The 24,300-nt window shown below is 68.9% G+C and carries 31 protein-coding genes and 1 pseudogene; 16 read left to right on the forward strand and 16 right to left on the reverse strand.

Annotated elements, in window-relative coordinates; translation table 11 throughout:
- Nucleotides 1–26 precede the first annotated feature (26 nt).
- Entirely contained in the window at nucleotides 27–608 is a 582-nt protein-coding gene (locus SK571_RS00310) for a DUF7711 family protein (protein ID WP_319981995.1), read from the reverse strand.
- Between the two features lie 10 nt (nucleotides 609–618).
- Here SK571_RS00310 and SK571_RS00315 point away from each other — a divergent pair, with 10 nt between their 5' ends.
- The 5 genes and pseudogenes from SK571_RS00315 (at nucleotide 619) to SK571_RS00335 (ending at nucleotide 3,857) form a co-directional block, all read left to right on the forward strand.
- Nucleotides 619–1,581, forward strand: coding sequence for an amidase (locus SK571_RS00315; RefSeq protein ID WP_319981996.1), 963 nt, complete (start codon nucleotides 619–621; stop codon nucleotides 1,579–1,581).
- 43 nt (nucleotides 1,582–1,624) lie between these two features.
- Nucleotides 1,625–2,278: a hypothetical protein gene (locus SK571_RS00320; protein ID WP_319981997.1), complete on the forward strand. Its 654-nt coding sequence runs from the start codon at nucleotides 1,625–1,627 to the stop codon at nucleotides 2,276–2,278.
- Between the two features lie 56 nt (nucleotides 2,279–2,334).
- Nucleotides 2,335–2,712, forward strand: a complete 378-nt coding sequence (locus tag SK571_RS00325) for a DUF1801 domain-containing protein (RefSeq protein WP_319981998.1) — start codon at nucleotides 2,335–2,337, stop codon at nucleotides 2,710–2,712.
- A gap of 11 nt (nucleotides 2,713–2,723) precedes the next feature.
- A pseudogene (gene rnhA / locus SK571_RS00330) lies at nucleotides 2,724–3,167 on the forward strand (ribonuclease HI); the annotation flags it as partial.
- Between the two features lie 276 nt (nucleotides 3,168–3,443).
- The gene (locus tag SK571_RS00335) at nucleotides 3,444–3,857 is read left to right on the forward strand and encodes a PPOX class F420-dependent oxidoreductase (RefSeq protein ID WP_319981999.1); all 414 of its coding nucleotides are present in this window, start codon (nucleotides 3,444–3,446) and stop codon (nucleotides 3,855–3,857) included.
- Here the strand turns inward: SK571_RS00335 and SK571_RS00340 are convergent.
- Nucleotides 3,852–4,475: a class I SAM-dependent methyltransferase gene (locus tag SK571_RS00340; protein WP_319982000.1), complete on the reverse strand. Its 624-nt coding sequence runs from the start codon at nucleotides 4,473–4,475 to the stop codon at nucleotides 3,852–3,854. The genes SK571_RS00335 and SK571_RS00340 overlap by 6 nt on opposite strands.
- Nucleotides 4,472–5,608, reverse strand: coding sequence for an aminotransferase-like domain-containing protein (locus SK571_RS00345; RefSeq protein WP_319982001.1), 1,137 nt, complete (start codon nucleotides 5,606–5,608; stop codon nucleotides 4,472–4,474). Before SK571_RS00345 ends, SK571_RS00340 begins: the two co-directional genes overlap by 4 nt.
- A gap of 123 nt (nucleotides 5,609–5,731) precedes the next feature.
- Between SK571_RS00345 and SK571_RS00350 the strand changes: the two genes are divergently transcribed.
- From SK571_RS00350 to SK571_RS00360, 3 genes are read left to right on the forward strand one after another with little or no spacing between them, the layout of a single operon-like run.
- On the forward strand, nucleotides 5,732–5,857 hold the full coding sequence (locus SK571_RS00350) for a hypothetical protein (protein ID WP_319982002.1): 126 nt from the start codon (nucleotides 5,732–5,734) through the stop codon (nucleotides 5,855–5,857).
- Between the two features lie 36 nt (nucleotides 5,858–5,893).
- Complete coding sequence (locus tag SK571_RS00355) at nucleotides 5,894–6,205, forward strand: ArsR/SmtB family transcription factor (RefSeq protein WP_089923684.1); 312 nt, start codon at nucleotides 5,894–5,896, stop codon at nucleotides 6,203–6,205.
- 2 nt (nucleotides 6,206–6,207) lie between these two features.
- The gene (locus SK571_RS00360) at nucleotides 6,208–7,089 is read left to right on the forward strand and encodes an SRPBCC domain-containing protein (RefSeq protein ID WP_319982003.1); all 882 of its coding nucleotides are present in this window, start codon (nucleotides 6,208–6,210) and stop codon (nucleotides 7,087–7,089) included.
- A gap of 55 nt (nucleotides 7,090–7,144) precedes the next feature.
- Here SK571_RS00360 and SK571_RS00365 read toward each other — a convergent pair whose 3' ends face one another.
- From SK571_RS00365 to SK571_RS00375, 3 genes are all read right to left on the reverse strand, one after another.
- Nucleotides 7,145–8,614: a hypothetical protein gene (locus tag SK571_RS00365; RefSeq protein WP_319982004.1), complete on the reverse strand. Its 1,470-nt coding sequence runs from the start codon at nucleotides 8,612–8,614 to the stop codon at nucleotides 7,145–7,147.
- 412 nt (nucleotides 8,615–9,026) lie between these two features.
- On the reverse strand, nucleotides 9,027–9,881 hold the full coding sequence (locus tag SK571_RS00370) for a helix-turn-helix domain-containing protein (protein WP_319982005.1): 855 nt from the start codon (nucleotides 9,879–9,881) through the stop codon (nucleotides 9,027–9,029).
- 182 nt (nucleotides 9,882–10,063) lie between these two features.
- Complete coding sequence (locus tag SK571_RS00375; RefSeq protein ID WP_319982006.1) at nucleotides 10,064–10,243, reverse strand: DUF397 domain-containing protein; 180 nt, start codon at nucleotides 10,241–10,243, stop codon at nucleotides 10,064–10,066.
- A 283-nt stretch (nucleotides 10,244–10,526) separates the two neighbouring features.
- On the opposite strand from SK571_RS00375, the gene SK571_RS00380 reads away from it, so the two are divergent.
- Nucleotides 10,527–11,267, forward strand: coding sequence for a class I SAM-dependent methyltransferase (locus tag SK571_RS00380; RefSeq protein WP_319982007.1), 741 nt, complete (start codon nucleotides 10,527–10,529; stop codon nucleotides 11,265–11,267).
- Here the strand turns inward: SK571_RS00380 and SK571_RS00385 are convergent.
- Both SK571_RS00385 and SK571_RS00390 read right to left on the reverse strand, forming a co-directional pair.
- The gene (locus SK571_RS00385) at nucleotides 11,246–11,458 is read right to left on the reverse strand and encodes a hypothetical protein (protein WP_319982008.1); all 213 of its coding nucleotides are present in this window, start codon (nucleotides 11,456–11,458) and stop codon (nucleotides 11,246–11,248) included. The genes SK571_RS00380 and SK571_RS00385 overlap by 22 nt on opposite strands.
- A gap of 28 nt (nucleotides 11,459–11,486) precedes the next feature.
- Nucleotides 11,487–12,464 carry a DNA polymerase IV gene (locus SK571_RS00390; protein WP_319982009.1) on the reverse strand — a complete coding sequence of 326 codons (978 nt, stop codon included), beginning with the start codon at nucleotides 12,462–12,464 and terminating at the stop codon, nucleotides 11,487–11,489.
- Nucleotides 12,465–12,474: 10 nt separating this feature from the next.
- On the opposite strand from SK571_RS00390, the gene SK571_RS00395 reads away from it, so the two are divergent.
- Nucleotides 12,475–12,921 carry an NUDIX domain-containing protein gene (locus tag SK571_RS00395; RefSeq protein ID WP_319982010.1) on the forward strand — a complete coding sequence of 149 codons (447 nt, stop codon included), beginning with the start codon at nucleotides 12,475–12,477 and terminating at the stop codon, nucleotides 12,919–12,921.
- Here SK571_RS00395 and SK571_RS00400 read toward each other — a convergent pair.
- The 3 genes from SK571_RS00400 to SK571_RS00410 all read right to left on the reverse strand — a co-directional run bounded on the left by SK571_RS00400 (nucleotide 12,908) and on the right by SK571_RS00410 (nucleotide 15,624).
- Complete coding sequence (locus tag SK571_RS00400) at nucleotides 12,908–14,062, reverse strand: endonuclease (protein WP_319982011.1); 1,155 nt, start codon at nucleotides 14,060–14,062, stop codon at nucleotides 12,908–12,910. The genes SK571_RS00395 and SK571_RS00400 overlap by 14 nt on opposite strands.
- Before the next feature lie 71 nt (nucleotides 14,063–14,133).
- Entirely contained in the window at nucleotides 14,134–15,039 is a 906-nt protein-coding gene (locus SK571_RS00405; protein WP_319982012.1) for an NADP-dependent oxidoreductase, read from the reverse strand.
- Nucleotides 15,040–15,120: 81 nt separating this feature from the next.
- Complete coding sequence (locus SK571_RS00410; protein WP_319982013.1) at nucleotides 15,121–15,624, reverse strand: DinB family protein; 504 nt, start codon at nucleotides 15,622–15,624, stop codon at nucleotides 15,121–15,123.
- A gap of 54 nt (nucleotides 15,625–15,678) precedes the next feature.
- Between SK571_RS00410 and SK571_RS00415 the strand changes: the two genes are divergently transcribed.
- From SK571_RS00415 to SK571_RS00430, 4 genes are read left to right on the forward strand one after another with little or no spacing between them, the layout of a single operon-like run.
- Nucleotides 15,679–16,821, forward strand: coding sequence for a GNAT family N-acetyltransferase (locus SK571_RS00415; RefSeq protein ID WP_319982014.1), 1,143 nt, complete (start codon nucleotides 15,679–15,681; stop codon nucleotides 16,819–16,821).
- A 38-nt stretch (nucleotides 16,822–16,859) separates the two neighbouring features.
- Complete coding sequence (locus SK571_RS00420) at nucleotides 16,860–17,525, forward strand: YqeB family protein (RefSeq protein WP_319982015.1); 666 nt, start codon at nucleotides 16,860–16,862, stop codon at nucleotides 17,523–17,525.
- Nucleotides 17,513–18,109, forward strand: a complete 597-nt coding sequence (locus SK571_RS00425; RefSeq protein WP_319982016.1) for a TetR/AcrR family transcriptional regulator — start codon at nucleotides 17,513–17,515, stop codon at nucleotides 18,107–18,109. Before SK571_RS00420 ends, SK571_RS00425 begins: the two co-directional genes overlap by 13 nt.
- A 4-nt stretch (nucleotides 18,110–18,113) precedes the next feature.
- The gene (locus tag SK571_RS00430) at nucleotides 18,114–19,256 is read left to right on the forward strand and encodes a cysteine desulfurase-like protein (protein ID WP_319982017.1); all 1,143 of its coding nucleotides are present in this window, start codon (nucleotides 18,114–18,116) and stop codon (nucleotides 19,254–19,256) included.
- On the opposite strand, the gene SK571_RS00435 is transcribed toward SK571_RS00430, so the two are convergent.
- On the reverse strand, nucleotides 19,249–20,862 hold the full coding sequence (locus SK571_RS00435; RefSeq protein ID WP_319982018.1) for a hypothetical protein: 1,614 nt from the start codon (nucleotides 20,860–20,862) through the stop codon (nucleotides 19,249–19,251). The genes SK571_RS00430 and SK571_RS00435 overlap by 8 nt on opposite strands.
- Nucleotides 20,863–20,943: 81 nt before the next feature.
- Between SK571_RS00435 and SK571_RS00440 the strand changes: the two genes are divergently transcribed.
- Entirely contained in the window at nucleotides 20,944–21,129 is a 186-nt protein-coding gene (locus tag SK571_RS00440) for a hypothetical protein (RefSeq protein WP_030476799.1), read from the forward strand.
- Complete coding sequence (locus SK571_RS00445) at nucleotides 21,116–22,036, forward strand: YihY/virulence factor BrkB family protein (protein WP_319982019.1); 921 nt, start codon at nucleotides 21,116–21,118, stop codon at nucleotides 22,034–22,036. The genes SK571_RS00440 and SK571_RS00445 overlap by 14 nt, the downstream gene beginning before the upstream one ends.
- Here SK571_RS00445 and SK571_RS00450 read toward each other — a convergent pair.
- From SK571_RS00450 to SK571_RS00465, 4 genes are all read right to left on the reverse strand, one after another.
- Nucleotides 22,007–22,372 carry a hypothetical protein gene (locus SK571_RS00450; protein ID WP_319982020.1) on the reverse strand — a complete coding sequence of 122 codons (366 nt, stop codon included), beginning with the start codon at nucleotides 22,370–22,372 and terminating at the stop codon, nucleotides 22,007–22,009. The genes SK571_RS00445 and SK571_RS00450 overlap by 30 nt on opposite strands.
- 160 nt (nucleotides 22,373–22,532) lie before the next feature.
- Nucleotides 22,533–22,751, reverse strand: coding sequence for a hypothetical protein (locus SK571_RS00455; RefSeq protein ID WP_319982021.1), 219 nt, complete (start codon nucleotides 22,749–22,751; stop codon nucleotides 22,533–22,535).
- Nucleotides 22,748–22,909, reverse strand: a complete 162-nt coding sequence (locus tag SK571_RS00460; protein WP_319982022.1) for a hypothetical protein — start codon at nucleotides 22,907–22,909, stop codon at nucleotides 22,748–22,750. Before SK571_RS00460 ends, SK571_RS00455 begins: the two co-directional genes overlap by 4 nt.
- 84 nt (nucleotides 22,910–22,993) lie before the next feature.
- Nucleotides 22,994–24,259: a helix-turn-helix domain-containing protein gene (locus SK571_RS00465; protein WP_319982023.1), complete on the reverse strand. Its 1,266-nt coding sequence runs from the start codon at nucleotides 24,257–24,259 to the stop codon at nucleotides 22,994–22,996.
- Nucleotides 24,260–24,300 lie beyond the last annotated feature (41 nt).

The raw sequence follows: 24,300 nt of genomic DNA on the forward strand, positions 1-24,300 counted from the left end.
ACCGCTCGCCCGTGGTGGTTCCGGCGTCAGTTGACCACGTCGAGCAGGTCCAGATATCCGGTGGTCGTGCGCCACAGGGCGTCGGAGTACGGCGTGAGCTTGCCTGGGCTCCAGCGGTGGTCGGTGTAGGCCTGGTTCACGCGCCGCAACGCCCTCAGGCTCACGTCGAACTCGTCCTCGACGCGCTTGCGCAGTTCCTCCGGCGACGGCGCCGCCTGGCGCACCAGCTCACCCGTGCCGTCGCTGATTGCCACGAGCGTTTCCTCGTTCATGCCGTCCGCCGCGCTCCAGACCAGCGCGGGCCGTTCGATGCGGTGGTTCCACACCGGAGCGTCCTTGGACCGCCACCGCGCCTCGAACGGGTTGCGCGACAGCCGCGTCGAGTTCGCCCAGTGCTCGGCCCCGGCCGGTTCGCTCAGCCACGGCACCTCGTCGACCGGCAGGTCCGTGACCAGTGCGACCTCGATGGTGTCGACGTCCCGGGGGACGTCGAGCAGCTCGCCGAAGACCCACACCTCGACCACCTGGAATCGGAAGAACGAGGCCGGCAGGTCGCCGCATTTCTCGGCGAGTTCGGCCAGGTGGTGCACAGCGCGAGTCCACTTCACGGGGTGGATCATGCCTGACCGCGTGGCCGAGGCGCTGGCACGGCTGGCTCTCGTAGAACCCACGCTGTGTGCGTTCCACGAGGTCTTCCGCACACCCTCTCTTGAGGTGGACCCTTCGCTGCCGTTCGCGGGCATGCCCATCGCGGTGAAGCGAGGCGAACGCCGAAGCCACCGAGAAGCGTTGGTGGCCATGGGTTGCGTGCCCATCGGACTGACCACCACGCCCGATGGCAGCACCCCGTGGCAGACGTGGGGCCGCAACTCTCGCGGCCTCACACGCAACCCGTGGAACCTGGACCGCACACCGGGCGGTTCGTCAGCGGGTTCGGCCGTCGCGGTGGCGTCCGGCGTCGTGCCGCTGGCCACGGGCGTGGACGGCGCGGGCTCGATCCGCATCCCGGCCGCGTGGTGCGGCGTCCTCGGTCTGAAGACGACCTCGACCGACCGTGCCGCGGTCGGCGTCTTCACCCGTGAACCGTCCCTGCTCGCGACCTACCTGGGCATCGCAGAGGTCAGCTCGCCAACCGCGGTCTGGTCCACGGACCTGGGCTTCGCCCAGGTCGACGACGAGCAGGCGTCGATCGCCTGGCAGGCGGCTACCGCCCTGCGCCCACGTCCCGTCTCGTTGTCCCTGCGGGACCCCGCCCCCGACTGGTTCGCGGGGCGTTGCGGCCCGAATCCGGCTTTGGACGCGGTGTTCAAGACCGCCGACCTGCTGCTCACCCCGACCACGCCCGGTCCGCCGCACGGCCACGACGGGCCGGGGTCGCGCATCAACACGGCGCTGACGTGGGCGTTCAACCTCAGCGGGCACCCGGCGATCAGCATCCCGGCCGGGTTCGACTCGTGCGGCCTGCCGGTCGGGCTGCAGGCCGTGGCGCGGCACGGCCGGGAGGCGGACCTGGTCGCCGCCGCCCGCGCCGTCCTGCAGAATCACCCGTTCGAGTGCTTTGGCCCCAATCCACCTCGCTGATCACGGTCCCTGCGGTGTCCTCGTCACCCGAAGGAGGCCACGGATGGGGCGAAGAATCGGCGGGGCCGGAGGCGGTTCGGATCCGGGAGCGGGCAAGGCAGGAGCGGTGGTGGCGGCCGGGGTGCTGGCGGTGTCGCTCACCGCCGGCGGCGGGCTGTCGCTCGGTGGTGGCGCGTCCACGACCGTCGCCGACTCGGCCGGGGTGAACCTCACCAGGGCGAAGTCGGAGGGCAGGAAGTCCGCGCGCAACGGTGACGCGGACGGCGCGTGGCGTCAGCTGAACATGCGCACGCTCAAGCGCACGGCCAAACCTGCGCTGGAATGCGTGTCGCATTCGTTCGGCCAGGTGCGGGACCACTTCGTCCGCAACCCGTGCAAGTCGCTCGACCGGACGCTCTTCGCGGTCGCAGACGACCGGGGCAACGTCGCGGTGGTGTCCGTGGCGTGGGTCGGCTTCCGGAACCGGCGCGACGCGGGAGAGTTCAAGAAGCTGATCGACGTGCACGGCACCGGTGACATCAGCCCGCTCGCCACCCCGCTGCTCGGCCTGGCGGACATCCGCTTCACCGGGCTGAACTACCACTCCCGGCCGGACGGCACCACGGTCGTGATCGCGGAGACCGAGTCCGCGTCCGGGCAGGTGAGCCGCGAGAAGCTGGACGCCTTGGCGGACATGGCGAGCTGGCTGCCGCGCTAGACCGGCCCGGCTCGGGCACGATGTCGAGAACCGGCGAAGGGCTGCGACACAGGGTCATGGACACACGTGTTGACGACTACATCGCCGGGCTGCCGGACTGGCAGCAGGACATCTGCCGCGAGGTGCGCAGGCTCGTGCACGAGGCCGACCCGGACGTCGAGGAGACGATCAAGTTCACGAACCGGCCGTACTTCGTGCTGGACGGCAACGTGTGCGCGTTGCTCGGCACCAAGGACCACGTGAACGTGATGCTCTACGACAAGGCGATCGTGCCGGACCCGCACAACATCATCACGAGCGGCCACGGCAACAAGACCGCGCGCATGATCTCCGTGTACCGCGACCAGCCGATCAACGGCCCGGCGCTCGTCGAGATGTTCCGCCACATCATCGCCAACAACCGTCAGCGCAAGGGTGCGGGACCGCGTCGGTAGCCTCATGCCGCATGGAGGTCGAGATCTACACCGACGGTGCGTGCAGCCCCAACCCCGGGCCGGGTGGCTGGGGTGCCGTGCTGCGTTACGGCGCGCACGAGAAGGACATGTACGGCGGTGACATCGGCCCGACGACGAACAACCGCATGGAACTGATGGCGCCCATCATGGCGTTGGAAAGCCTCACGCGCCCGTCCACCGTGAACCTGTACACGGACAGCACTTATGTCCGGAACGGCATCACGTCGTGGGTGCACGGCTGGAAGACGAACGGCTGGCTCACGAAGGCCCGCGAGCCGGTCAAGAACTCCGACCTGTGGCGCCGCCTGGAGGAAGCCGCCGACCGGCACGAGGTCGAGTGGCACTGGGTCAAGGGCCACGCGGGTCACCCGGAGAACGAGCGCGCCGACCGCCTCGCCGTGCGTGGCGTCGAAGAGGTGACGGGCCGCGAAGTCACACAGCCCCAGGCGAAGCCGAAGAAGGCCGCGACGCCCAAGCAGGCGCGCGAACTGAGCGGCGAACCGTGCGGCGCGCCCACGAAGAAGGGCACGCCCTGCCCGATCACGGCGGGCTCGAACGGCCTGTGCCACGTCCACGACCCGGCGTTGCAGTGCGGTGCCATCACGAAGAAGGGCACGCCCTGCACCATCGCGACCGGCGGCGGCCGGTGCGACCACCACCAGAACGCGCTCGAACTGTTCGGATGAGCCGACCGGCGTAGCGTCGCCGTCATGCTCCCCGAATCAGCCCGGTCGGTGCTGGAGTCCAAGGCACTCGGCCACCTCGTGACGCTCGGCACGGACGGCTCCCCGCAGGTCACCATCGTCTGGGTGGGGCTCGACGGCGACGAGATCGTCTCCGGCCACCTGGCGCAGCACCAGAAGGTGCGCAACATCCGCAACGACGGCCGCGTGGTGCTCTCCGTCGAGACGCCCAACATCAACGACCACGGCCTGCAGGAGTACCTCGTCGTCTACGGCACGGCGCGCATCACCGAGGGCGGGGCGCCGGAACTGCTCCAGCGCCTCGCGCACACCTACCTCGGCCCGGAGGTGAAGTTCCCGCCGATGGACAACCCGCCGCCGGGGTTCGTCACGCGCATCAAGGTCGACCGCGTGGCGGGCGTCGGCCCCTGGGCCTCATAACGGCTCGTAGCGGGAATCGACAGCGGGCTGACCCGTGTAGTTCGGGCCGGCCCTGTCGTCAGCGCCCAGGTAGGCGAACGGCAGGCTCGGCCTGCCCCGCCCTTCGAAGCTGACCAGATGCTTGCGGCCGTCGTACAGGAATCCGTTGTCCCGCAGAGCTTTGGTCAGCACGCGACCGAACGGCGTGCCGTCGGCGCGACGCACACCGCCCACGTCGAAGTTCGCCACGAACCGGCCGGTAGGCGTGAGCCAGGAGGCGGCCCGTGCCAGCAGGCCGAGCTTGTCGCCCACATAGTGCAGGCCGTGGACGCACGTCACCAGGTCGACGGGCCCGGTGGGCTCCCACTGATCGACCGGCGCGACGACGAAGCTCAGTCCGCGACGCGCCCGCACGTGGTGGTCGACCAGGTCCACGCCGGTGATGGTCACGTCGTCCCTCGCGGCCTCGGCCAGCGCTTTTCCCGAACCGCAGCACAGGTCCACCCACTGGGCACCCGGTCTCAACTCAAGATCGCTTCTCAGTTCGCGGCGGTAGCTCGCCAAGCCTCGTTCGCGGTTCATCTCGCAGTTCGCGACGACCGGCGAACTCCACAGCGCCTCGTCGTCCAGCAGGTTCACCGCAGCACCTTCGCCAGGCGCGCCATGCCCTCCCCGATCTCCTGCACCGTGTTGGTCGTGAACGACAGCCGCAACGTCGCGTGGTCCGGCGTCGTCGCGAAGAAGGCCGCACCGGGCACGAAAGCGACGTCGTGCAGCAGAGCGTCCTTCAGCAGCACGGCGCTGTCCACGTCGCCCGGTAGCCGCAGCCACACGAACATGCCGCCGTCCGGGTCGCTCCACGTCGTGCCGGCGGGCGTGGTGGTGGGCAGTGCGGTGAGCATCGCGTCGCGGCGCGCTCCGTACTCGGCGCACAGGCGGGTGACGTGGGCGTCGAGGTCGTTGTCCGCCAGGTACACCGCGGCTGCGGCCTGGTCCACTGTGGACGTGTGGAGGTCGGCTGCCTGCTTCACGATCGTCAGGGTGCGCAGCAGGTCGGCGGGGGCCCTCAGCCAGCCGAGGCGCATGCCGGGGGCGCCGATCTTCGAGAAGCTGCCCAGGTAGACGGTTCTGTCGCTGATCGATGCGAGCGGGGGCACGGCGGAGCCGCGGTAGCGGAGTTCGCCGTACGGGTCGTCCTCCACGATCCACAGGTCATGAGCCGCGGCGATCTCCGCGATCTCCACACGGCGCGCCGCGGAGAGGGTGCGGCCGGTCGGGTTCGCGAACGTCGGCACCAGGTAGAGCAGGTCCGGCTTCTCGGCGGCGACGACGGACCGCAGTGACGAGGGCACCAGGCCGTCGGCGTCGCTCTCGACGGGCACGATTCGGGCGCCGGTCATCCGGAAGCACTGCAGCGCCGCCAGGTACGTCGGTTCCTCGACCGCCACGACGGCGCCCGGCCCGAGCATCGCGGTGGCCACGAGTGCGAGCGCCTGCTGGGAGCCGGTGGTGATCAGGACGTCCGAAGTGGGCAGTCCGCGGGCGGTCAGGCGCTCCGAGACCAGGTCACGCAGCGCCGCATTTCCTTCTGTGGGCGCGTATTGCAGGACGGAGCGGTCCCGCAGGGCCACGTCGTAGGCGGCGCGCACACCGTCCAGGTCGAACAGTTCGGGGGCGGGAAGCCCGCCGGCGAACGAGATGACCTCGGGGCGGGAGGTCAGCGCGAGCAGGTCGCGCACCGGGGAACTGGCCACGGAGAGGGTGCGGTGCATGAACTTCACGTTAATCGGCGCGCTCTCGGTCCGGACGCCCATTTTCTGTCGGTGGGCGTGATCAGCGGCCCCGGGCCGCCCTCGTGCAGCGCGACCAGGTACTGACCGGCGGGCAGCGTGGCCGTGAACACCTCGCTTTCGCCGGGCACCTCGGCGACGGTCGGGATCCCGGCCTCCACCTCGAACTCCCTGGCGGTCACGCGTGAGCAGCGCAGGAACGCGGAGGTGGCGATCCGCCTCGCGGGCTGAGTGGCGCCTATATGCCAATCGAGCTATATTGCTGCCATGGCATCTACATTCGCCGTGCTGGCGGATCCGAGTCGCCGGGAGATCCTCGACCTGCTGCGTGAACGCGAGCGGCCGGTCGGCGACCTCGTCGACCGGCTGACACTCACCCAGCCGACCGTCTCGAAACACCTGAAGGTGTTGCGCGAAGCCGGTCTCGTCGAGGTGCGCACCGACGCCCAGAAGCGCTGGTACCGGGTCTCGCCGGGGCCGCTGGCGGAGATCGACGCCTGGCTCGCGCCGTACCGGCGGATGTGGGAGAAGAGCCTCGACGCACTGGAGCGCCGGCTCGACGAGATCGAAGGGGACTGACCGTGGACGCCGAACTGCGGATGATCGAGGGCAAGCCCGTGCTGCGCTTCGAGCGCACCCTGCGGCACTCGCCGGAGAAGGTCTGGCGGGTCGTCACCGATCCGGCCGAGATGAAGCACTGGTTCCCGGCCGAGGTCGAACTCGACGGCACGAAGATGCGCTTCACGTTCCCGGACGAGGCGCCGGTGGACTCCGACGGCGGTGAGGGCGAACTGCTGGAGTCCGACCCGCCGAAGGTCTTCGCCTTCCGCTGGCTCAACGACGTGCTGCGCTTCGAGATCCTGCCGCGCGAGGACGGCTGCCTGCTGGTCTTCACGGCCGTCGTCACGAACAGGCTGGCGGTGGGCCGCGACGCCCCCGGCTGGGCCACCTGCCTCGACGCCCTGGTCGCCCGCGCCGACGGCACGGAGTTCGCGCCGCCCGCGGAGTGGCTGTCGCGCATCGAGCACTACGTCCGGCACTTCGGCCTCGACGAGGGCACCGACGAACCGGAAGGCGTGCGCTTCGAACGCGATCTGGCGTGGGCGCCGCTGGACGACGTCTGGAAGCTCCTCACCGAGGACACCGAGAGCGGTGTGCCGACGCGCGCCGCGCATCCCGGGATCACGCCGGGCGAGGTCACGAGGTCCGAGGCACCGCGCCTGCTGGAGTACGAGTGGCTGCAGGACGGCGAACCGAGAGGCAAGGTGCGCTGGGAGTTCGAGCACGTGCCGTTGCAGGGCACCACGGTCACGCTCGTCCAGGAGAACGCCCACGGCCCCGAAGCGCTCGCGGCCTGGCACGTGCACCTGGAACTGTTCTTCGCGGCCACCCAGGGCGAGATCCGCTGCCCGTGGCCCGCGGACCGGGAGGAGGAACTGGTCCGGCGCTACGCCGGGCGCTGACCGGACATCACGAGCGCGGCCGTTCCCGAACCGGGGTCCGGCCGCGCTGAGGACGTCAGTCGTGCTGCACGCGGTCAACGAGACAGACCCAGTCCGGCGCACTCCGCCGGACCAGCCGTCTCGGTGTCCTCAACTCGTGTTCCAGCACCGCGCGCCGCCGATCTCCCGGGTTGGGCGCGAGTTCCTCGAGCCGGTCGAGGTCGGCCGCGGTGAGACGGACGTCGGTCACCTTGGAGGCGTCGTACCTCGCGATCGTCCACCAGCAGGTGTCCGCGGCGCGCTCGCAGCCGAGTCTCCGGTACGACTCCTCGGCGGCGAGCAGGTCGCGCAGCGCCGCGGCTCTCTCCCTGGTGGCGAACAGGAGGTCGGCTCGTACCTGCCGGGACTTGGCCACCACCTCGGGGAAGTCCGCAGTGGCGATGACGGCCGTGACCAGCTCCTTGCCCTCGTTGTACTTCTTGTCGGCGAGGCACAGCCGGGCCTGCAGCACCGCGAGCCAGTGATAGGGCTCCGTTCCCGGTGTCAGCACCGTCTCGGCCGCCTGAGCCCTTTGCACCGCTGCCGCGAGCTCGTCGGGACACCCCGTCGACTCGTGTCGCAGCAGTTGCAGTTCCGCGTGCAGCGAGGCGCACACCCCGAGCTCCTCGCTGGTCGGACCGCCGATCGAGCGGAACAGGTCCTTCGCGATCATCAACAGGTGCTCGCCCTTGCCGAGGTAGTACGCGCGGTCGTACCCGACCGCCTCGGCGGCGAGGTGCAGGAAAACCCTTGCCTCGGCCCGCTTCCCCCGTGCGGCCGTCTTCAGGTCACGAACCTTCTCCGCGATCTGCGTCCCGTCCTGGGCCATCAGGGTCGCCTCGCTGAAACGGTGCTCCCGCAACAGATGCCACGCATGCCCCGCGACGAGCACCTTCGCCTTCAGCTCTTCCTCTCCCCTGAGCTGCGGCCCGGACGCCAGCGTCCGCAGGCACACCTCGGACAGGCGCCGGACCAGCCGGACGTCACCGCGCGCCTTGGCCACGGCCGCGACCGACTCGAACCCCCTGACCAGTTCGAAGTCACCGGAGCCGCGCTCCACCAGCTCCCGGGCCAGCAGGTACGCCTTCTCCGACGACAGCGGCTCGGCCTGCAGACCGCTCAACGCCGCACGGGTGCGGTACACCTCGTCGCTGTCCTGCACCGCGGGCGACGGACGGCCGCAGTCGCCCTCTTCAAGCGCTTTGAGACTCCGCACCAGTTCCTCCTCCCCGTCGCGAGTGCTCGGATCGAACCGATGGACCACGAGCTGTTGCAGCACGGCCGGCAGCGAGTTCACCTCGATCCCCGGCGGCACGACCACCACCACCGGACATCTGTCCGCCCCGACGTGGTGGTAGAGCTTCTGCCGGATCAGTCCCAGCTCGTACCGGACGCCCAGGCGTTCCATGAAGTCGTTGGACAGCAACGCTTTCAGGTACGACTCCGACACGACGACCACGACGATCCGGTCCCGGACGGCGTTCTCCATCCAGGCCTGGATGGACATCGGATGAGTGGAGCTGAGATCGGCGTCCCAGAGCACGTCCAAACCGTGGCCCCGCAACACTTCGACCAGAGGGGCCGCGATCCGGCCTCCGTCGCTACAGCTGTAGCTAGCGAATATGCCCATCTCGGCGACCTCCCCCGTCTCGCGCGCAGGGGGTGAGGGGAAGGATGGGATTTCTGGTGCTGCTGCACATCGTGCGCCTCCTGGGGACTGGGTCGACGAACAGATCCGGGCTGGATCAGTGCGGCGAGGGCCAATCACCTGAAGGGGACCTGGATGGCGGAACTCATCAGGGGTCGAACGTCATACGCTGACGGACGGCGACATTGCCTCGCCTCATGGGACTTGGGGTCGGTTTTGGTTGCCATCGGGCAGGTGGCTGTTCCAGCAGCCACCCGCCCGGCCAGATCGATCAAACGCCTCCCAGCTCTTCCAGTCGTCGGTCGATCACGTTCGGGGTCTCGCTCGCGGGCAGGGCGAACTTCTCCAGCTGGTAGAAGTAGTTCAGGTACTCCTTCAGCTCCGGCCCCGCGGTGAGCAGGTTGTCCTTGTACGGCTGCTCGATCAGCAACGCGAAGTCGTCCTCGTTCTCGGAGAAGTCGAGGATGGAGAACGAGTTCTTCATCGCCGGGTGGATGCCCTTGGCGAACGGCAGGACCTGGATCGTCACGTGCGGCAAGGCGGCGATCTCCTTGATCCTCACGAGCTGACGCCGCAACACGTCCTCGCTGCCGATGACCCGGTGCAGCACCGCCTCGTCGAGGATGATGAAGATCTCCGGCCCGCCGGGTTCCAGCACCGACTGGCGGTGCAGGCGGATCTCGACACCCCGCGCGATGCTGTCCTCGTTGGGGGCGCTGGCGGCGACCAGGACGCGCGCGTAGTCCGAGATCTGCAGCAGCCCGGGAACGACGTTCAGCTGGCACTGCCGAAACCGGATGGCGGACGTCTCCAGTTCCAGGAACCTCGCGAACTGCTCGCTGAAGAAGCCCTTGTACTTGTCCATCCAGGCGGAACGCGAGCGCTTGATCGCCCTGGCCATCCCGACGAGCTCGTCGACTCGCTCCTTGTCCGTCACCCCGTAGTGGAACAGCAGGGCCTGGACGTCGGTGACCGAGACCTTGTTCTCACCCTTCTCGACCCTGATCAGCTTTGACACCGACCAGTCGAGGGCCTCCGCGACGGCCTGCTGGGTGAGTTCTAGCTCGTCCCGCATCTGCTTGAGCTCGTCAAGCAGGCGTTTCTGCAGAACAACGGGACTGTTCACGGCGGTAACACGTCTCCCCTCATTCTGCTAGGTAGCAGAATGGTAGCGCGCTTTCAGCGCATACTCGTAGTGCTGTCCACCATTTGGCAGAAAGCAGAAGGAGAAATATCAAGAAAGTGCGCCTACCGCAGCAGGCGCACCGAGAAGTGATCAAGAATTGACCACACGATCAGGCGATTGACTCAGGTCCGGATTGCCGTGGAGACGAACGCGAGCCAGCTTGTGAGAGACACTTCGAGTCGTCGGCCGACGTCCTTGGAGTCCCTGATCCACACGGTCGTACCGGTGCTCGCGCACTCCAAGCACTCGTTGCCGCCAGTGCCGCTGTACGAGCTACGGATCCACCTGAGCTCTGAAGCCATTCGCCGCTCCCATCGCACGGGTCCCCGACCGAACCCACCGTCCTCGGCCCGGCCCACCCGCGCGCACCCCGGGAGAGCGGCGGAGGGAACGCCTCCAACCCGACGAGGCCACAACTCAGGGTAAATCAACTTGGACGGTCATCAACACCGCCAGAGGTACGCCGTAGCAAGGGAAAGAGGACATATTAAGGACACCGCGCACGCGAACTCGTTGACATCACTTGGAATCAGAGCTTGGTCGACTGAGACGGGTCAGTTCGGAGTGCGGTCTAGGGTCGGAGCCATGACCGACAGCCAGACAGTCCAGGAGGGCGAACTGTGGGGCCGCGCGGCCGCGCAGCGAGCGGCACTCGGCGCGAAGATGTCCATGCCCGCCTGGAAGACCGCGATCGAACGCACGGGCATCACGGCGGGCACCAAGGTGCTCGACCTGGCGTGCGGCAGCGGCGAGTTCTGCGCCGCCGCAACGGAAGCGGGCGCCGAGGCGACCGGCATCGACATCTCGCCGGCGATGATCGCGCTGGCGCGGCAGGCGAGCACGGCCGAGTTCCACGAGCTCCCGCTGGGACGGTTGCCTTGGCAGGACGGCACGTTCGACGTCGTGACGGCGTTCAACGCGCTGTTCTTCGCACAGGACCCCGACGAGGCGTTCGCGGAGGCGGTGAGGGTCAGCAGGGACTACGTGGTCGTGTGCCAGTGGCACCCGGAGCTCCCGAGCGATCTGCTGGTCGTCGGCAGGGCCGTGCGCGGGACGAGCGGGCGCAGGGGCGCGAAGCTGCCCGAGCCGCAGGAAGAACTCACGATCGACATTCCCCAGGTGCATCCCGACGAGGCCACGATGCTGCGCAGCTTCCTGAGCGTGGGCAGCTACCAGCGCATCATCGAGAGCGAGGGCGAGGAGAAAGTCGCAGAAAAAATCAGGGCGGCGGTTGAACCGTTCCGAACCCCGGACGGCGGCTATCGGTTTTCGAACAAGTACCTGATGTCGGTCTTCCGCAAAGATCAGGCGGCGAGCATCTCGTAACCCGCCGAGGTCAGTGCCGCGGGGCCGGGACGGGTGCTGATCAGGCCCGCAGTCCTCAGGCGCAGTCCGGCGAACTGGTCGGCGCAGCACAGGCCGTCGACGAGCAGAGCACTTCCGGCGATCTCGCAACGGCCGTCGGCGACTGCTCTGAGAACGGCTCGATCGCGGTGTGTGAGCGATGATTCGGTCATCTTCTTCTCCTAGCGGTGAATCCTCTACTTACTGATACGTCGAAGGGGAAGGCTTCGGTTCGACATCATCGTCAGAGAATTCCGCGCGTACTCCGAGAAGACGAACGGCACGGCCGTGTTCGAAGCGGTCCAGCACGACTAGAGCGGCCGCCGCGAGCTCGTCTGCGGAGGACGTCGGCGCAGGCAGCTTCATCAGCCGCACCTTCGTGAAGAACGGCACGAACCGCACCTTCACGCCCACGCGCACGGCAGGGCGCCCCTCGGCGACCACGTCCGCAGCCACCTGGTGCGCCAGCGCCACGACCTCACGGCGGATGTCCTCCAGCGAGGCGAGGTCCTGCTGGAAGGTCTTCTCGTGGGACCGGGACTTCACCACCCACGGCGTCGCGCTCACGACCGTGTCGCCCGCGCCCTGGGTCACGAGGCCGAGTTCGGCGAGCTTGCGCTCGGTCTTCGCGCCGATCCCCCACAGCGCGGACGTCGGCCGGTGCCCCATCACCTCGGCCCAGTTCTCCCGCGTGAGCTGGAAGACGCCGGCGGGCTTGCCGAACTCGGTCGCGATCTTGGCCCGCAGCTTGTTGTCACCGATGCCCACCGAGCAGTGCAGACCGGTCTTCTCCAGCACCGCCGCCTGCACCGACCGCGCGAACGCCGCCGGGTCGTCCACCGAGGTCCCGACGAACGCCTCGTCCCACCCCAGCACCTCGACGACCACGGGGAACGAGCGCAGCACGGCCATCACGTCCGCCGACGCGGCCTCGTACAGAGCGTGGTCGACAGGCAGGTAGACGGCGTCGGGCAGCTTCTTGAACGCGGTCCGCAGCGGCAGTCCCGAGCGCACCCCGAACTCGCGCGCCTCGTAGGACGCGGTGGCCACGACAGCGCGTTCGGTCGGGTCGCCGTTGCCGCCCACCACCACGGGCCTGCCGCGCAACGACGGATCGCGCAGCACCTCGACCGCCGCGATGAACTGGTCGAGGTCCACGTGCAGGACCCAGTCCGCCATGCTGGACAGTATGAAACGGTCGGCCGGAATCCTGCTCTTCAGACGGCACGAGCAGCTGGAGGTGCTCCTCGGGCACATGGGCGGCCCGTTCTGGGCCCGCAAGGACGCCGGCGCGTGGTCCGTGCCGAAGGGCGAGTACACCGAGGACGAGACGCCCGAGGCCGCCGCGCGCAGGGAGTTCGAGGAGGAACTCGGGCTGCCGGTGCCGGACGGCGAGCTGATCGCGCTCGGCGAGGCCAAGGGCTCCGGCAAGGTCATCACGGTCTGGGCGCTCGAAGGCGACCTGGACCCCGGGACGGTCACGCCGGGCACGTTCGAGATGGAGTGGCCGCCCAAGTCGGGTCAGAAGAAAACGTTCCCCGAGGTCGACCGCGTCCAGTGGTTCAGCGTGGAAGAGGCGAGCGCGAAGATCGTCTCCGCGCAACGCCCCTTCCTCGAACGTCTTACGGCCAGATGAAGTCGACCCACTCGGGGTGGTCGATGAACGGGTTGCGGTTCTTCTGGTAGTTGTTGAAGATCACGTCGTTGCGGCGCTTCTCGAACGCGTCCGGCGGGTCTCCTGCGCTCCACTGCTTGAGGACCGACAGCTTGCCCATGTACGGCGCTGAGCCGTTGGACACCGAGTTGTTCATCTCCAGGTTCACGTAGCCGTCGTTGCCCTCGTAGCGCACGGCCATGTAGAAGATCATCCGCGCGACGTCGCCCTTGACGGAGGCGCGCGGCTCGAACGAGTCGCCGTCAGCGAGGCTGCCCGGCGCTTCGCTGACCGGGGAACCGCCGTTGTCGAAGTCCAGGTTGCCGCGGGCGGCGTTCACGGACACGTCCTCGGGACGCAGGTGGTGGATGTCGGTGCCGGGGCCGGTGGCCGTGCCGAAGTCACCGTGCGACTTGGCCCAGACGTGTTCGCGGTTCCAGTCGTTGGCGCCGCCGCCGTTGGTCGACTTCGCCTGCGAACGGCCGCTGTACAGCAGGATCACGTTGTTCGAGTTCGCCGGATCCTGGTCGGTGGCCTTCAGCGCTTCCCAGACCTGGTCGTAGCTGAGCTTGGTCTGGTTGCGGATGATCGAGTTCAACGCCGACTTCAACGCCGCACCTTGCTTGTCGCAGGCCGTCGCGTAGTAGGCGATGCAGTTCGCAGGCGGAGCGCTGGTGGTCGGCGGAGCGGTCGTGCTGGTGGTCGGGGTCGTGCCGGCGAGCGCGAAGGCCGTGGGCGAGGTCAGCCCGGCGTGCGAGAAGTACGCGCTCAGGGAGCCCGTCACGTCGATCTGCTTGCCCAGCAGCGACGGGTTCGTGCGCAGGCCCCAGGACGTGCGGAAAGCCGACGGGATCTGCACGTAGACCATGTTCGAGGTGCTGGTCGTGGACGCGGAGTCGGCCAGCGCCAGCGCGTAGTCGTTCGGATAACCCGAACGGATCACGGTCGTCGTGGCCGTGGGTTGACCGACGACATAACCGCGGACAGTCGCCGACGACCCGTTCTGGGTCGCGATCGCCTGCGCGACAGTGAGCGGGGCTGCTGCGACAGCGGCGGTCGACCCGTACAGGCCGACCGCCGCCAGCAAACCGACGACTAGAACAAGCGGACTCCACCGCGCCATGTGCACTCCCCGATCGTGTGGATGTTTTGCACACGATCGGTGTACATGGTCAACGAATGGTTAACGAGGGGTCACAGCACCAGGATGATCTTGCCCGTGGTCCGGCCGGACTCGACCAGTTCGTGGGCCTTCGTGACGTCGGCAAGCGGCACCGCGTGGTCGATCTGCACCTTGAGCTGCGGCAACGCGTCGAGATCGGCACCGGACGCGGTGACGCTCAGCAACAGCTCGAACCGGATGCCGAGCTCCGAAGCTCGGTCAACGTCAAAACCCGGGTTGCTCGGGATGATCGACACGAGCACGCCGCCCGGCTTGGTCACTTTCGCGGACCGCTCGGCGTACTCGCCTCCGATCGTGTCCAGCACGACGTCGACCGGCTCGATCTCGGTGAAGTCCTGGTGGCGGTAGTCGACGACCTCGTCCACGCCGAGCGAGCGCAGGAAGTCGTGCTTGGCCGCCGACGCCGTGCCGATCACGTACGCACCCCGCGCCTTGGCGATCTGCACCGCGACGTGCCCGACGCCTCCGGCGGCAGCGTGGATCAGCACCCGCTGGCCGGCGGAAAGGCCACCCCGCCCAACGAGGGCCTGCCAGGCCGTCAGCGCCACCACCGGCACCGCGCCCGCCTGCTCGACGGTCAGCCACGACGGACGCTTCGCCAGGCTGGAGGCCTTCACCACGGCGTACTCGGCGTAACCGCCGCCCGTGCCGGGGAAGTCGAGCATCCCGTAGACCTCGTCACCGGCCGCGAACCCCTCACCGGCGTGCTCGACGGTGCCCGCGACGTCCCAGCCCAGCGTGAACGGCGGCTCGCCGAGCGCTGGGAACCCGCCGCCGCGGATGTAGGTGTCGACCGGGTTCACGCCTGCGACCCCCACCTTGACCAGCACCTCACCCGGTCCGGCCACGGGTGTCGCCACCTCTGCGACCTCCAGCACGGACGCGTCGCCCACGGTCTTCTGCGTGATGACTCGCATGATGGTCCCCTCTTCGATGTTCTCGATGAGCACCATCTTGCAGTTAGCGCCAACTTGTAGAAAGTAGGCACTTGCGGGTGACTAGCTCTCCCTCAGGTACAGGTCGCGGAGCAGCGCGATCTCCGCGAGGTGGTGGATCACCTCGCGGTTGATGTGCAGCACCAGCGTCGCCATGGGCTCCGCCGCGAACGGTCCTTCCGCCGGACCGACGGCCTTCGACAGATCGGCCGTGCGCGCGCCGGCCATCCACGCTTCGTACGCGTCGTCCAGCTGCTTCAACGCCTCGTCGGCACTCTGAGCGAACTGCCAGGTCGTGTAGTCGGCCGGCGGGCCACCGAAGTGCGAGGCCGTGCGCATGTTGAGCACTCCCACGATGATGTGCGCCATCCGCCACGCGATCGTGGTGACCGGCGCCGGTTCGGGTGTCGGATACTGCCAGTCGATCACGTTGTTCTCGCGGACGTTCCACGCGCCGGGCACGGGCTCCCAGAAGTACTCCTCGTCGGTCAGCCCTTCGAGCCGCGGCCGCGCCTGCACGGTCCAGTGGAACTCGAGCTGGTCCGTCAACTGCTTGTTCCAGTCCATGCCCCGACCGTAAAACCGTTTGCGGACAACCACCGCCCTGGAAACACTCCGCCCGTGGAAATCCGCACCTCGCGCCCGGAAGACCTGCCTCAGATCGAGAAGCTCCTCGTCTCGCGCATGGATCCCAGCGACGGCGTCGACGCCCGCCTGCTGATGACCGATCCGGACGCGGGCTGCGACTGGGTCGGCGTCGCCGACGACGACGGCCGGATCGTCTCGACCGTCACCCTGATGGACGAGACGGTGACGCTCGCCGGCGTGGACATCCCGGCGGGTCAGATCGAACAGGTCGCCACCGACACCGAGTACGAGGGCAGAGGGCTGGTGCGACAGCTCATGAGCTGGGCGCACGACAGGTCGGCCGAACGCGGCCACCTGCTCCAGTTCGTGATGGGCGTCCCGTACTTCTACCGCCAGTTCGGCTACACCTACTCGATCCCGATCAAGCAGACCCGCCCGCTCGTCAGGAAGCCCGAAGCCGTTGCGGGACACACCGTCCGGCGTGCGACCGAAGCCGACATCCCGGTGCTGAACCAGCTCCAGGACGAAGCTCAGCGGGGCGTGGACCTGTGCCTGGGCCACAGCACGCCGTGCTGGCGCTGGCTCATCGACCGCACCGGCTCGACCACGTGGATCGTGGAGCGCGACGGCATCCCGGTCGCCACGGGCCGCAGCACGCCGGAGGAAGAGGGCGACGTCGTCCTCGGCGAGGTGGCCGGCATGGACGACGACGCCGTGAAAGCCTTGGTGGCACTGGTGAATCCAGCTGAGGTCGGAGAACGACATCCCGCGCTGGAGGACCATCTGGGAGCCAGGCGAGCGGACCTCGACCAGTACATGGTGCGCATCCCGAGCATCCCGAGGCTGCTGGAGCACCTGCGGCCGGTCTTCGCGCAACGCCTGCGGGGCCATGGTCCCGATGAGGTGGTGCTCGGCTTCTACCGCACGCACGTCCGCTTCCGCTGGGACGGCGAGGAGATCGGCCCGTACGAGTGGGGCGGCACGCTGCTCGGCCCCGGTTCGCAGGGCGGCGCCGGCATCGCCCCGGACCTCCTGGCGCCGTTGCTGTTCGGCCCGCACGGCATGGACGGGCTGCGCCGCCGGTTCTCCGACGTCTACCCCGGCCCGAAGGAGGACCTGATGACCAGGCTTTTTCCGCCGGTCACGAGCGATTTGCTGACCTTCTACCTGCCGTAACGCAGAATAAACCGAGTGCTCGGTCTAGTATTGGGCGCATGACGACTGTGCAGGAGACCGCGGCGGTCCGGTACGGCATCTGGGTCGCGTGCCCGGCCGTCGGCGCCGCCGCGGCGTGGGGGCTCACGCTGGCAGCCGGGTGGATCACGACCCTGGGCTGGTTTCCGTTCCAAGGCGTGTTCGAGCTGGTCACGGACATCCAGCAGCCGTGGCGGACGATCGGGGGGCTCGCCGTCGGCGCGGTCGCGGGCTTCGTGTTCGCGCTGTTCTGGGCGAGCGAGATGATGTCGGTCGAGGTCTCGCACACCCGGATCACGCTGCGCAAGGACGACAAGACGTTCGACTTCGGCCGTGACGAGGTCGAGTCGGTGTTCGCGGACGGCAAGCAGCTCGTGCTGCTGTCCCCGAGCGGCACCGAACTGGCCCGCGAGAAGTCCGACCTGAGCACGGCGAGGCTCGAACGGGCCTTCACCGAGCAGGGCTACCGGTGGCGCGCCGCGGACCCGTTCGCGGGCGAGTTCCGGATGTGGGTCGAGCACGCGCCCGAACTGTCCGCGGACGTGAACGCGCTGTTCACGGCCCGCAGGAAGGCCATCGCGAAGTACGAGAGCGCGGAGGCCGCAGAATTGGCGCGGGAGATCCGCAAACGCGGCGTCTCCGTGCGGGACGAGAAGAAGAGGCAGTACTACAGGTGCGAACGGTAGATCCGGTCAAGCACGCGGAGAAGAAGCGGCACATCACCGACACCGCGGCGGGGTTGTTCGCCCAGAAGGGTTTCGAACGCACGACCGTCGCGGAGATCTGCAGGGCCGCGGACATCAGCACCGGCAGCCTCTTCCACTACTTCCCCACCAAGCGGGCGATCTTCCGCGAGATCTTCGTGCAGGACGCCGAGGACAACGCGGCCATGGTCGCCAGAGCCCGCGAGCTGAGCCCGTGGGACGGCGTGCAGCTGATGGTCGATCATCTGTGCGCACCCGCGCTGGACCGGTCCGTCGCCGGGCTGGTGCTGGAGGTCGTGACGCAGGCCAGCCGCGATCCGGAGCTGTGGGAGCTGGCCGGCCGCAACGAGCAGGTCGTGCGCGACGAGCTGGCCGCCCTGCTGCAACAGGCGCACGACGCGGGCCAGATCGCCCTCCCGGTGAGCGCGCTGACGGCCGCGAGCTGGGCCCAGGGTCTGGTCGACGGCCTGTTCGGCAGGCTGATCGACCCCGACTTCGACGCGAACGAACAGGTGAGCACCCTCCGGTTGATCCTTTCCCGATTCGTGGGTGCTCAAGCACCATGAGGGCATGGCTTATGACGTCGCTGCGGTCCGCGCCCACTTCCCCGCGTTGCGCGAGGGTGCCGCGCACTTCGACGGACCCGGCGGCGCGCAGGTGCCCGACGTCGTGGCCGAGGCGGTCAGGAACACCCTGACCTCGGCCGTCTCCAACCGGGGCAGCGTCACGGCAGCCGAGCGCCGGGCCGAGGAGATCGTGCGGACCGCACGGCACACGATGGCGGAGTTCCTCAACGCCGGCAGCATCGTGTTCGGGCGCAGCATGACCCAGCTGACCTACGACTTCGCCCGCACGCTGTCGAAGAACTGGCGGCCGGGCGACGAGATCATCGTGACCAGGATCGACCACGACGCGAACATCAGGCCGTGGGTGCAGGCCGCCGAGGCCGCACGGGCCACGGTGCGCTGGGCGCCGTTCGACCGCACGACCGGTGAGCTGCCCGTCGAGTCCGTGACGAAGCTGCTGTCCGACCGCACCCGCGTCGTCGCGATCACGGCGGCGTCGAACCTGCTCGGCACGCGTCCGGACATCGCGGAGATCGCGCGGGCGGCGCACGAGGCGGCGGCGTTCGTCTACGTGGACGGCGTGCACTACACACCGCACGTGCCGGTCGACGTCGAGGCGTTGGACGCCGACTTCTTCGTGTGCTCGCCGTACAAGTTCCTCGGCCCGCACCTCGGCGTGCTGGCGGCGGCGCCGGAGCTGCTGGAGACGTTGCGGCCGGACAAGCTGCTGCCGTCGACCAACGCCGTGCCGGAACGGTTCGAGCTGGGCACGCTGCCCTACGAGCTGCTCGCCGGGACGACCGCGGCGGTGGAGTTCATGCGGTCGCTGGAAGGCCTGGAGGAGTACGAGCTCGATCTCCGCCAGCGGCTGGAGACCGGGCTGCAGGAGCTCGGCGTGCGCATCTACAGCAAGGCCTCGTCGCGCACGCCGACCGTGCTGTTCTCCGTCGACGGGCTGGACCCGGCCGAGGTCTACCGCCGGCTCGGCGCTGAGGGCGTGAACGCGCCCGCCGGCCACTTCTACGCGCTCGAGTGCTCGCGGTGGCTCGGCCTGGGCGACAAGGGTGCGGTGCGGGCGGGCATCGGGCCGTACACCGACGAGTCCGATGTGGATCGTCTGCTCCAGGCCGTGGCCAGGCTCAGATGAACAGGACCAGCGCCGCGTAGGCCGCGCCGACGAGCACGCTGACGTTGAGCTTGCGCGTCACGCGTTCGCCGGGGTGCTCGGCGATCAGCGACCGGGCGCGCGCCCACATCAGCTTCTCGCCCGCTTTCTCGTCCGGCAGGTGCGGTGTCGTGAGAACGTCGCCGTGCGGGCCGAACGCGAGCATGAGCTGAGGGCCGGACCGCCGCACGCCGTGCAGCTGCGCCCACGGCACGCGGTAGGTGAAGATGCCGGTGTAGAGGACGACCGAGTTGTGGTCGAGACGCAGCATCGGCTGGAACCGCGTCACCGCCGACAGCACGCACTGCACGCCGATCAGCCCGAGCACGATCAGCTCCGGGTAGTACTTCAGCGCGATCAACGCGCCGGCGGCGCCGAGCAGCAGCGCCACGCCCTCGATCCGCCGCCGGTCGCCCGGCCAGATCGCGTGCGGCAGGTCGACCGGCGTGCCCGCGGTGACCGGCACGCCCGGCAGGTGTGCACTGTGGACGGTGTGGCGCGGGCGGACGCGGTTCAGCGTGCTCGTCGCCACGACCTCGCCCTCGACCAGCAACGCCACCTGGCCGCCGTGGTGCCACTCCCCCGCGACGAGGACCTCGGCCGGGTCGAGCCGCGGCGGCGGGTCCTCCTCGCCGCGCCACACCCGGCCGAACTGCTCGGTGTCGTGGTAGAGCGGCTCCTCCAGCCCGAGGTCGGCGAGCGTGGTGACCGTGGCGATGTCCTCCTCGCCGTACCGCAGCAGGACCCGGCGCGGCCCGAGCGGACGCGCCTGCACCCGGACCGCCTTCACCGGGCCCGACCACAACGCGCGGCGGCGGCGTTCCCGCGCGGCCAGCATGATCGCGAAGAACACGGCGGCGCCCCCGATGGTCAGCCACCACGTGACGTCCTCGGGCTCGTTCTCCATCCGCACCCACGTGCCGTCCGCGAGCACCGGCACCTCGTCGCCGACCTGGTAGGACTCCGGCGCGAGCGGCTGGAACGCGGCGCGCTGCCCGTCCGGCAGCTCCACCCACACCTCGTGGGCGTTCTTGATCTCGACGACCTCGGCGTCGACGCGGCTGGCGTTCGCGATGTGCTGCTCGATCGCGTCGTTGGTGAGGCCGTACTGCACGAAGGTCAGGAACCCGAACACGACCAGCAGCACGGCGACCACGCGCAGAACTCCGCGTGGCGGCGGGAAGTCCGGCAGGGAGACGATCGTCGTGCCGGCCGCGTCGTGCTGATCCGCACGCGCCCTGACCGTCCACACCGCGACCAACGCACACGCACCGGCGTGCAGCCCGAACGCCAGGTTCGCCACCGCACTGCCGTCGAGAACGATGTCCAGCGTGCCGAACAGGACGCCCATCGCGCAGCCCGTGAGCACGCGGTTGAACAACAACAGCAACGGCGTCGCCAGCAACGGCACCACCGCGAGAGAGAACAGCGGGTCCGGCAGACACGGCTCCGCGGCCGTGCACGGCGCCTCGTTCGCGCTCACGGCGAAGTAGAAGGCGACGATCCACCCACCGACGAGCCCGACCTTGGTCACCCACCACGGAACCGCGGCTGCTTGCCAGCGCTGGACGTCCACGGGACCGATCATGGCACGTCCATTGCTCCGAACGGCGCGGTTCCCCCGCAACGAAGTGGGTATCCGCACCTCAACCAACACGGAGGTGAACACATGCTGGCCATCATCGCCGCAGTCTCGTTCGGCCTCGCCCTGATCCTGGACCTGGCGAAAGCAGCGCTCGGTGAAGTGATCACGGTCAACACCCTGGTCGTGCTCGGACTGTTGCTGCTCGCGTTGCACCTCGCCGGTGTCGGCACCGGCACTCGTTCCTTTGGATGGCGCCGTGCCCGCAGGTAAGACCGTCAAGAGCCCCACCAGGTTGCCGAAAGGCGCCTGGTGGGGCGTTCTCAAGCGGACTGTCAAAGAGTTCAACGACGACAACCTCACGGACTGGGCGGCCGCGCTCACCTACTACGCGGTGCTGTCGTTGTTCCCCGGCATCATCGTCCTGACGTCCGTGCTCGCGCTGCTGGGCGACTCGACGACGCAGGAGCTGATGAAGTACGTCGACCAGGTCGCGCCCGGTCAGGCCGGTGACGTGGTCAAGTCGTCCATCGAGGAACTGCAGAAGAGCCAGAACGCCGCCAGCCTGCTGGGCATCATCGCTCTGCTGACCGCGCTCTGGACCGCGTCGGGCTACCTCGGTGCGTTCATGCGCGCCTGCAACGCCGTCTACGACGTCGAGGAGGGCCGGCCGATCTGGAAGACCGTGCCGCTGCGGCTCGCGCTGACGCTGGGCTCGGTGGTGCTGGTGTCGCTCACGCTCGGCGCGCTCGTGCTGACCGGTGGCGTCGCGGACGCGGTCGGCAACGCGATCGGGCTCGGCGACACCGTGGTCACGGTCTGGGACCTCGCGAAGTGGCCGGTCATCCTGCTGCTCGTGAGCCTGGCGTTCGCCATCCTGTACTGGGCGGCGCCGAACGTGCGGCAGCCCGGCTTCCGCTGGGTCAGCCCCGGCAGCCTGCTCGCGATCGTGCTGTGGGCGCTCGCGACCATCGGTTTCGCGATCTACGTGGCGAACTTCGCGTCCTACAACAAGACCTACGGCTCGCTCGGTGGCGTGATCGTCTTCCTGGTGTGGCTGTGGATCTCGAACATCGCCGTGCTGCTCGGTGCCGAGTTCGACGCGGAGCTGGAGCGCGGCAGGAGGCTCGCGCAGGGCGAGAGGGACCCCTCACCCGAGCCGCGTGATCTCCCCGGGTAGCTCGGCCTCGACCGCGGTCCACACCCCGTCGGGCCCGGCCTCGATGCGCTCGCTCGTGTCACCGGGGACCAGCACCCACAGCTGGTCCTTCTGGGACAGCCACACGACGCCGATGCCGTCCGCCCGCGAGCTCGTCGCGTACTCGTAGGACTTGCGGAACACCTCGCCGCCGTTGCGGTCGGTCACCCGCACCTCGCTCGAACTCTCGGCGTGCGCGACGAACTTCCCGCTCGGCGACTGCTTGGGCGCGCCGGGTCTCGCGAACCGGTCCTCGCCGTCGCCGCCGCAGGCGGTGAGGACCAGGAGCAGGGCGACGAGCGCCGCCAGGGCCCTCATGACGGTTCGCTGCGGGAATTGCCGTGCTTCATACCGCCAAAGGTAGCTAGCGTGATCTTCTGTGCGGAGTGTTCTGGAAGAGCTTTACGACTCTGTGCCCCGACCGGGATCTCGTGTTGAGGAAACACGGCGAGCTCGTGCTGTTCGTCCAGGCGGTGGGCTAGGCCCGGGGCATGGGCACGCGGAACAGGCAGCCGACGCACGGCATCCCGGAGGGCTGGGCGAGCAGTTCGGCCTCGCCCTGGTGGATGAGTTCGCCGCAGTACGCGGTCAACGCCACCTGTGTGTCGTCGTCGGGCACCGGTACGAGGTGACACGTGCGTTGTGTCTCTCCTACGACACCCGCACGCTTGCGGACCAGCAACACAGGCATGCTCATGTCTTCACCTCGGCGTCGTCCACCACACACACGACGGCGTGCGTGGTGGCGTAGAACTTCAGCCGGTAAGGGCCCGAGTTCTTCTCTGCCACTGCCGCGCAGAACAGTTCGGAGCTGACCTCGTCCGAGCGCGGCGCTCGCTCTGCTAGGTCGATCACCCCTGGATCGTGCGGGTTGCCCGGTGAAATGGGGAGGGTTCTATACGATTTGCGGGTGCCGTATGCGGAACCCGCATACGGCGGCTACCGGAGCTGGGCCGTGAGCTCGGCGATCGCCGGCGTCGCGGCCCACGGCCCGAGCCTGGCCAGCTCGTTCACGATCAGCTGCGACCCCGTCACACGGGCCAGGTCCAGCGCGACGAACCCCAGCTCGACGGCCCGCTCCACGTCACCACCGGCGGCGTGCGCGTAGGCCAGGGTGGCCGTGTGCACGCCCTGTTCCCACTGGCAGGCGCTGCCCCACCGCGGCATGAGCTGCGTGTAGACGTCGATGGCGCGGCGGTGGTCGGCGAGGTCGACGAGGCTCGCGGCGCGTTGCAGTTGGACGTGCAGATCGGTGAAGCAGTAGCCGATCGAGTACTCGTCGGACTGCGGCGGACGCACCTCCAGCACCAACGCCTGCGCGAGGTCGAACCGCGCCAGGCACGCGTCCTGGCCCGCCCGTGCGAGACCGCGCGCCTCCTGCCGCAACGCCATCGCGCGCACGACCGGGCTCACACCGGTCTCGCGCTGGGCGGCGCGCGCCAGGCCGATGACGCGGTCGTCGTCGCCGTCCGCCTCCGCGAGCTGGCTCAGCCGCACGTAGCAGTACGCGACGACGTCCCTGTCGTCCGCGGCCTGCCCCTGCTCCAACGCCCGCGACGTCCACGCGGTCGCGTTGCGCATGTCGCCGACCTCTTCGTGGAGCCAGCCGTAGAACTCCGCGTACATCGCGCCCGTGCCGAGCAACCGGCGGCGGACCTCGCCACGCGCGTTGCGGCGCAACGCGTCGATGACGTCGTACATGCTGCGGACGGCGGGCATGAGAGCGCCGGTCGCACGCCAGTTGTGCGCGTCGTTGACGATCCGGCGCAGCACGAGCAGCTGGCTCACCGCGTCGTCGTCGTTGTCCGCGTTGAAGACAGCGGAGGCGCACAACGTCATGAGCGCCTTGCCCTCCATGCCGACGACCAGGTCGCCCGACCGCACCGGCACCGTGCGGTCGGTCAGCCCGAGCAGGTGGGCGGGGACGCCGAGCAGCCGTTGCAACGTGCGCAGGACGCGCAGGTCGTAGGCGATGTTGCTGCCGGACTCGAGCCGCGAGATCGCCGACTGGGAGAACCCGGCCAGCGTGCCCAGCTCGTCCTGGCGCAGACCGTGGGCCTTGCGCGCGATCGCGATCACGGCGCCGGGGGACTCCGCGGCGACCGCGTCCCGCACGGCCTGCGACTCCCAGGTGGACGGCGGCAGCATCGGCAGCGGCCCGTCCGGGACGACGACACCGTTCACAGCGGGGTTGACCAACCTCAACGCCTCCCACAGTCGGGTCCGCCATCATGCCGCTCGCGGCG

Origin of the sequence: Lentzea kristufekii (genome assembly GCF_033949925.1) — a bacterium.
GTDB lineage: Bacteria > Actinomycetota > Actinomycetes > Mycobacteriales > Pseudonocardiaceae > Lentzea > Lentzea kristufekii.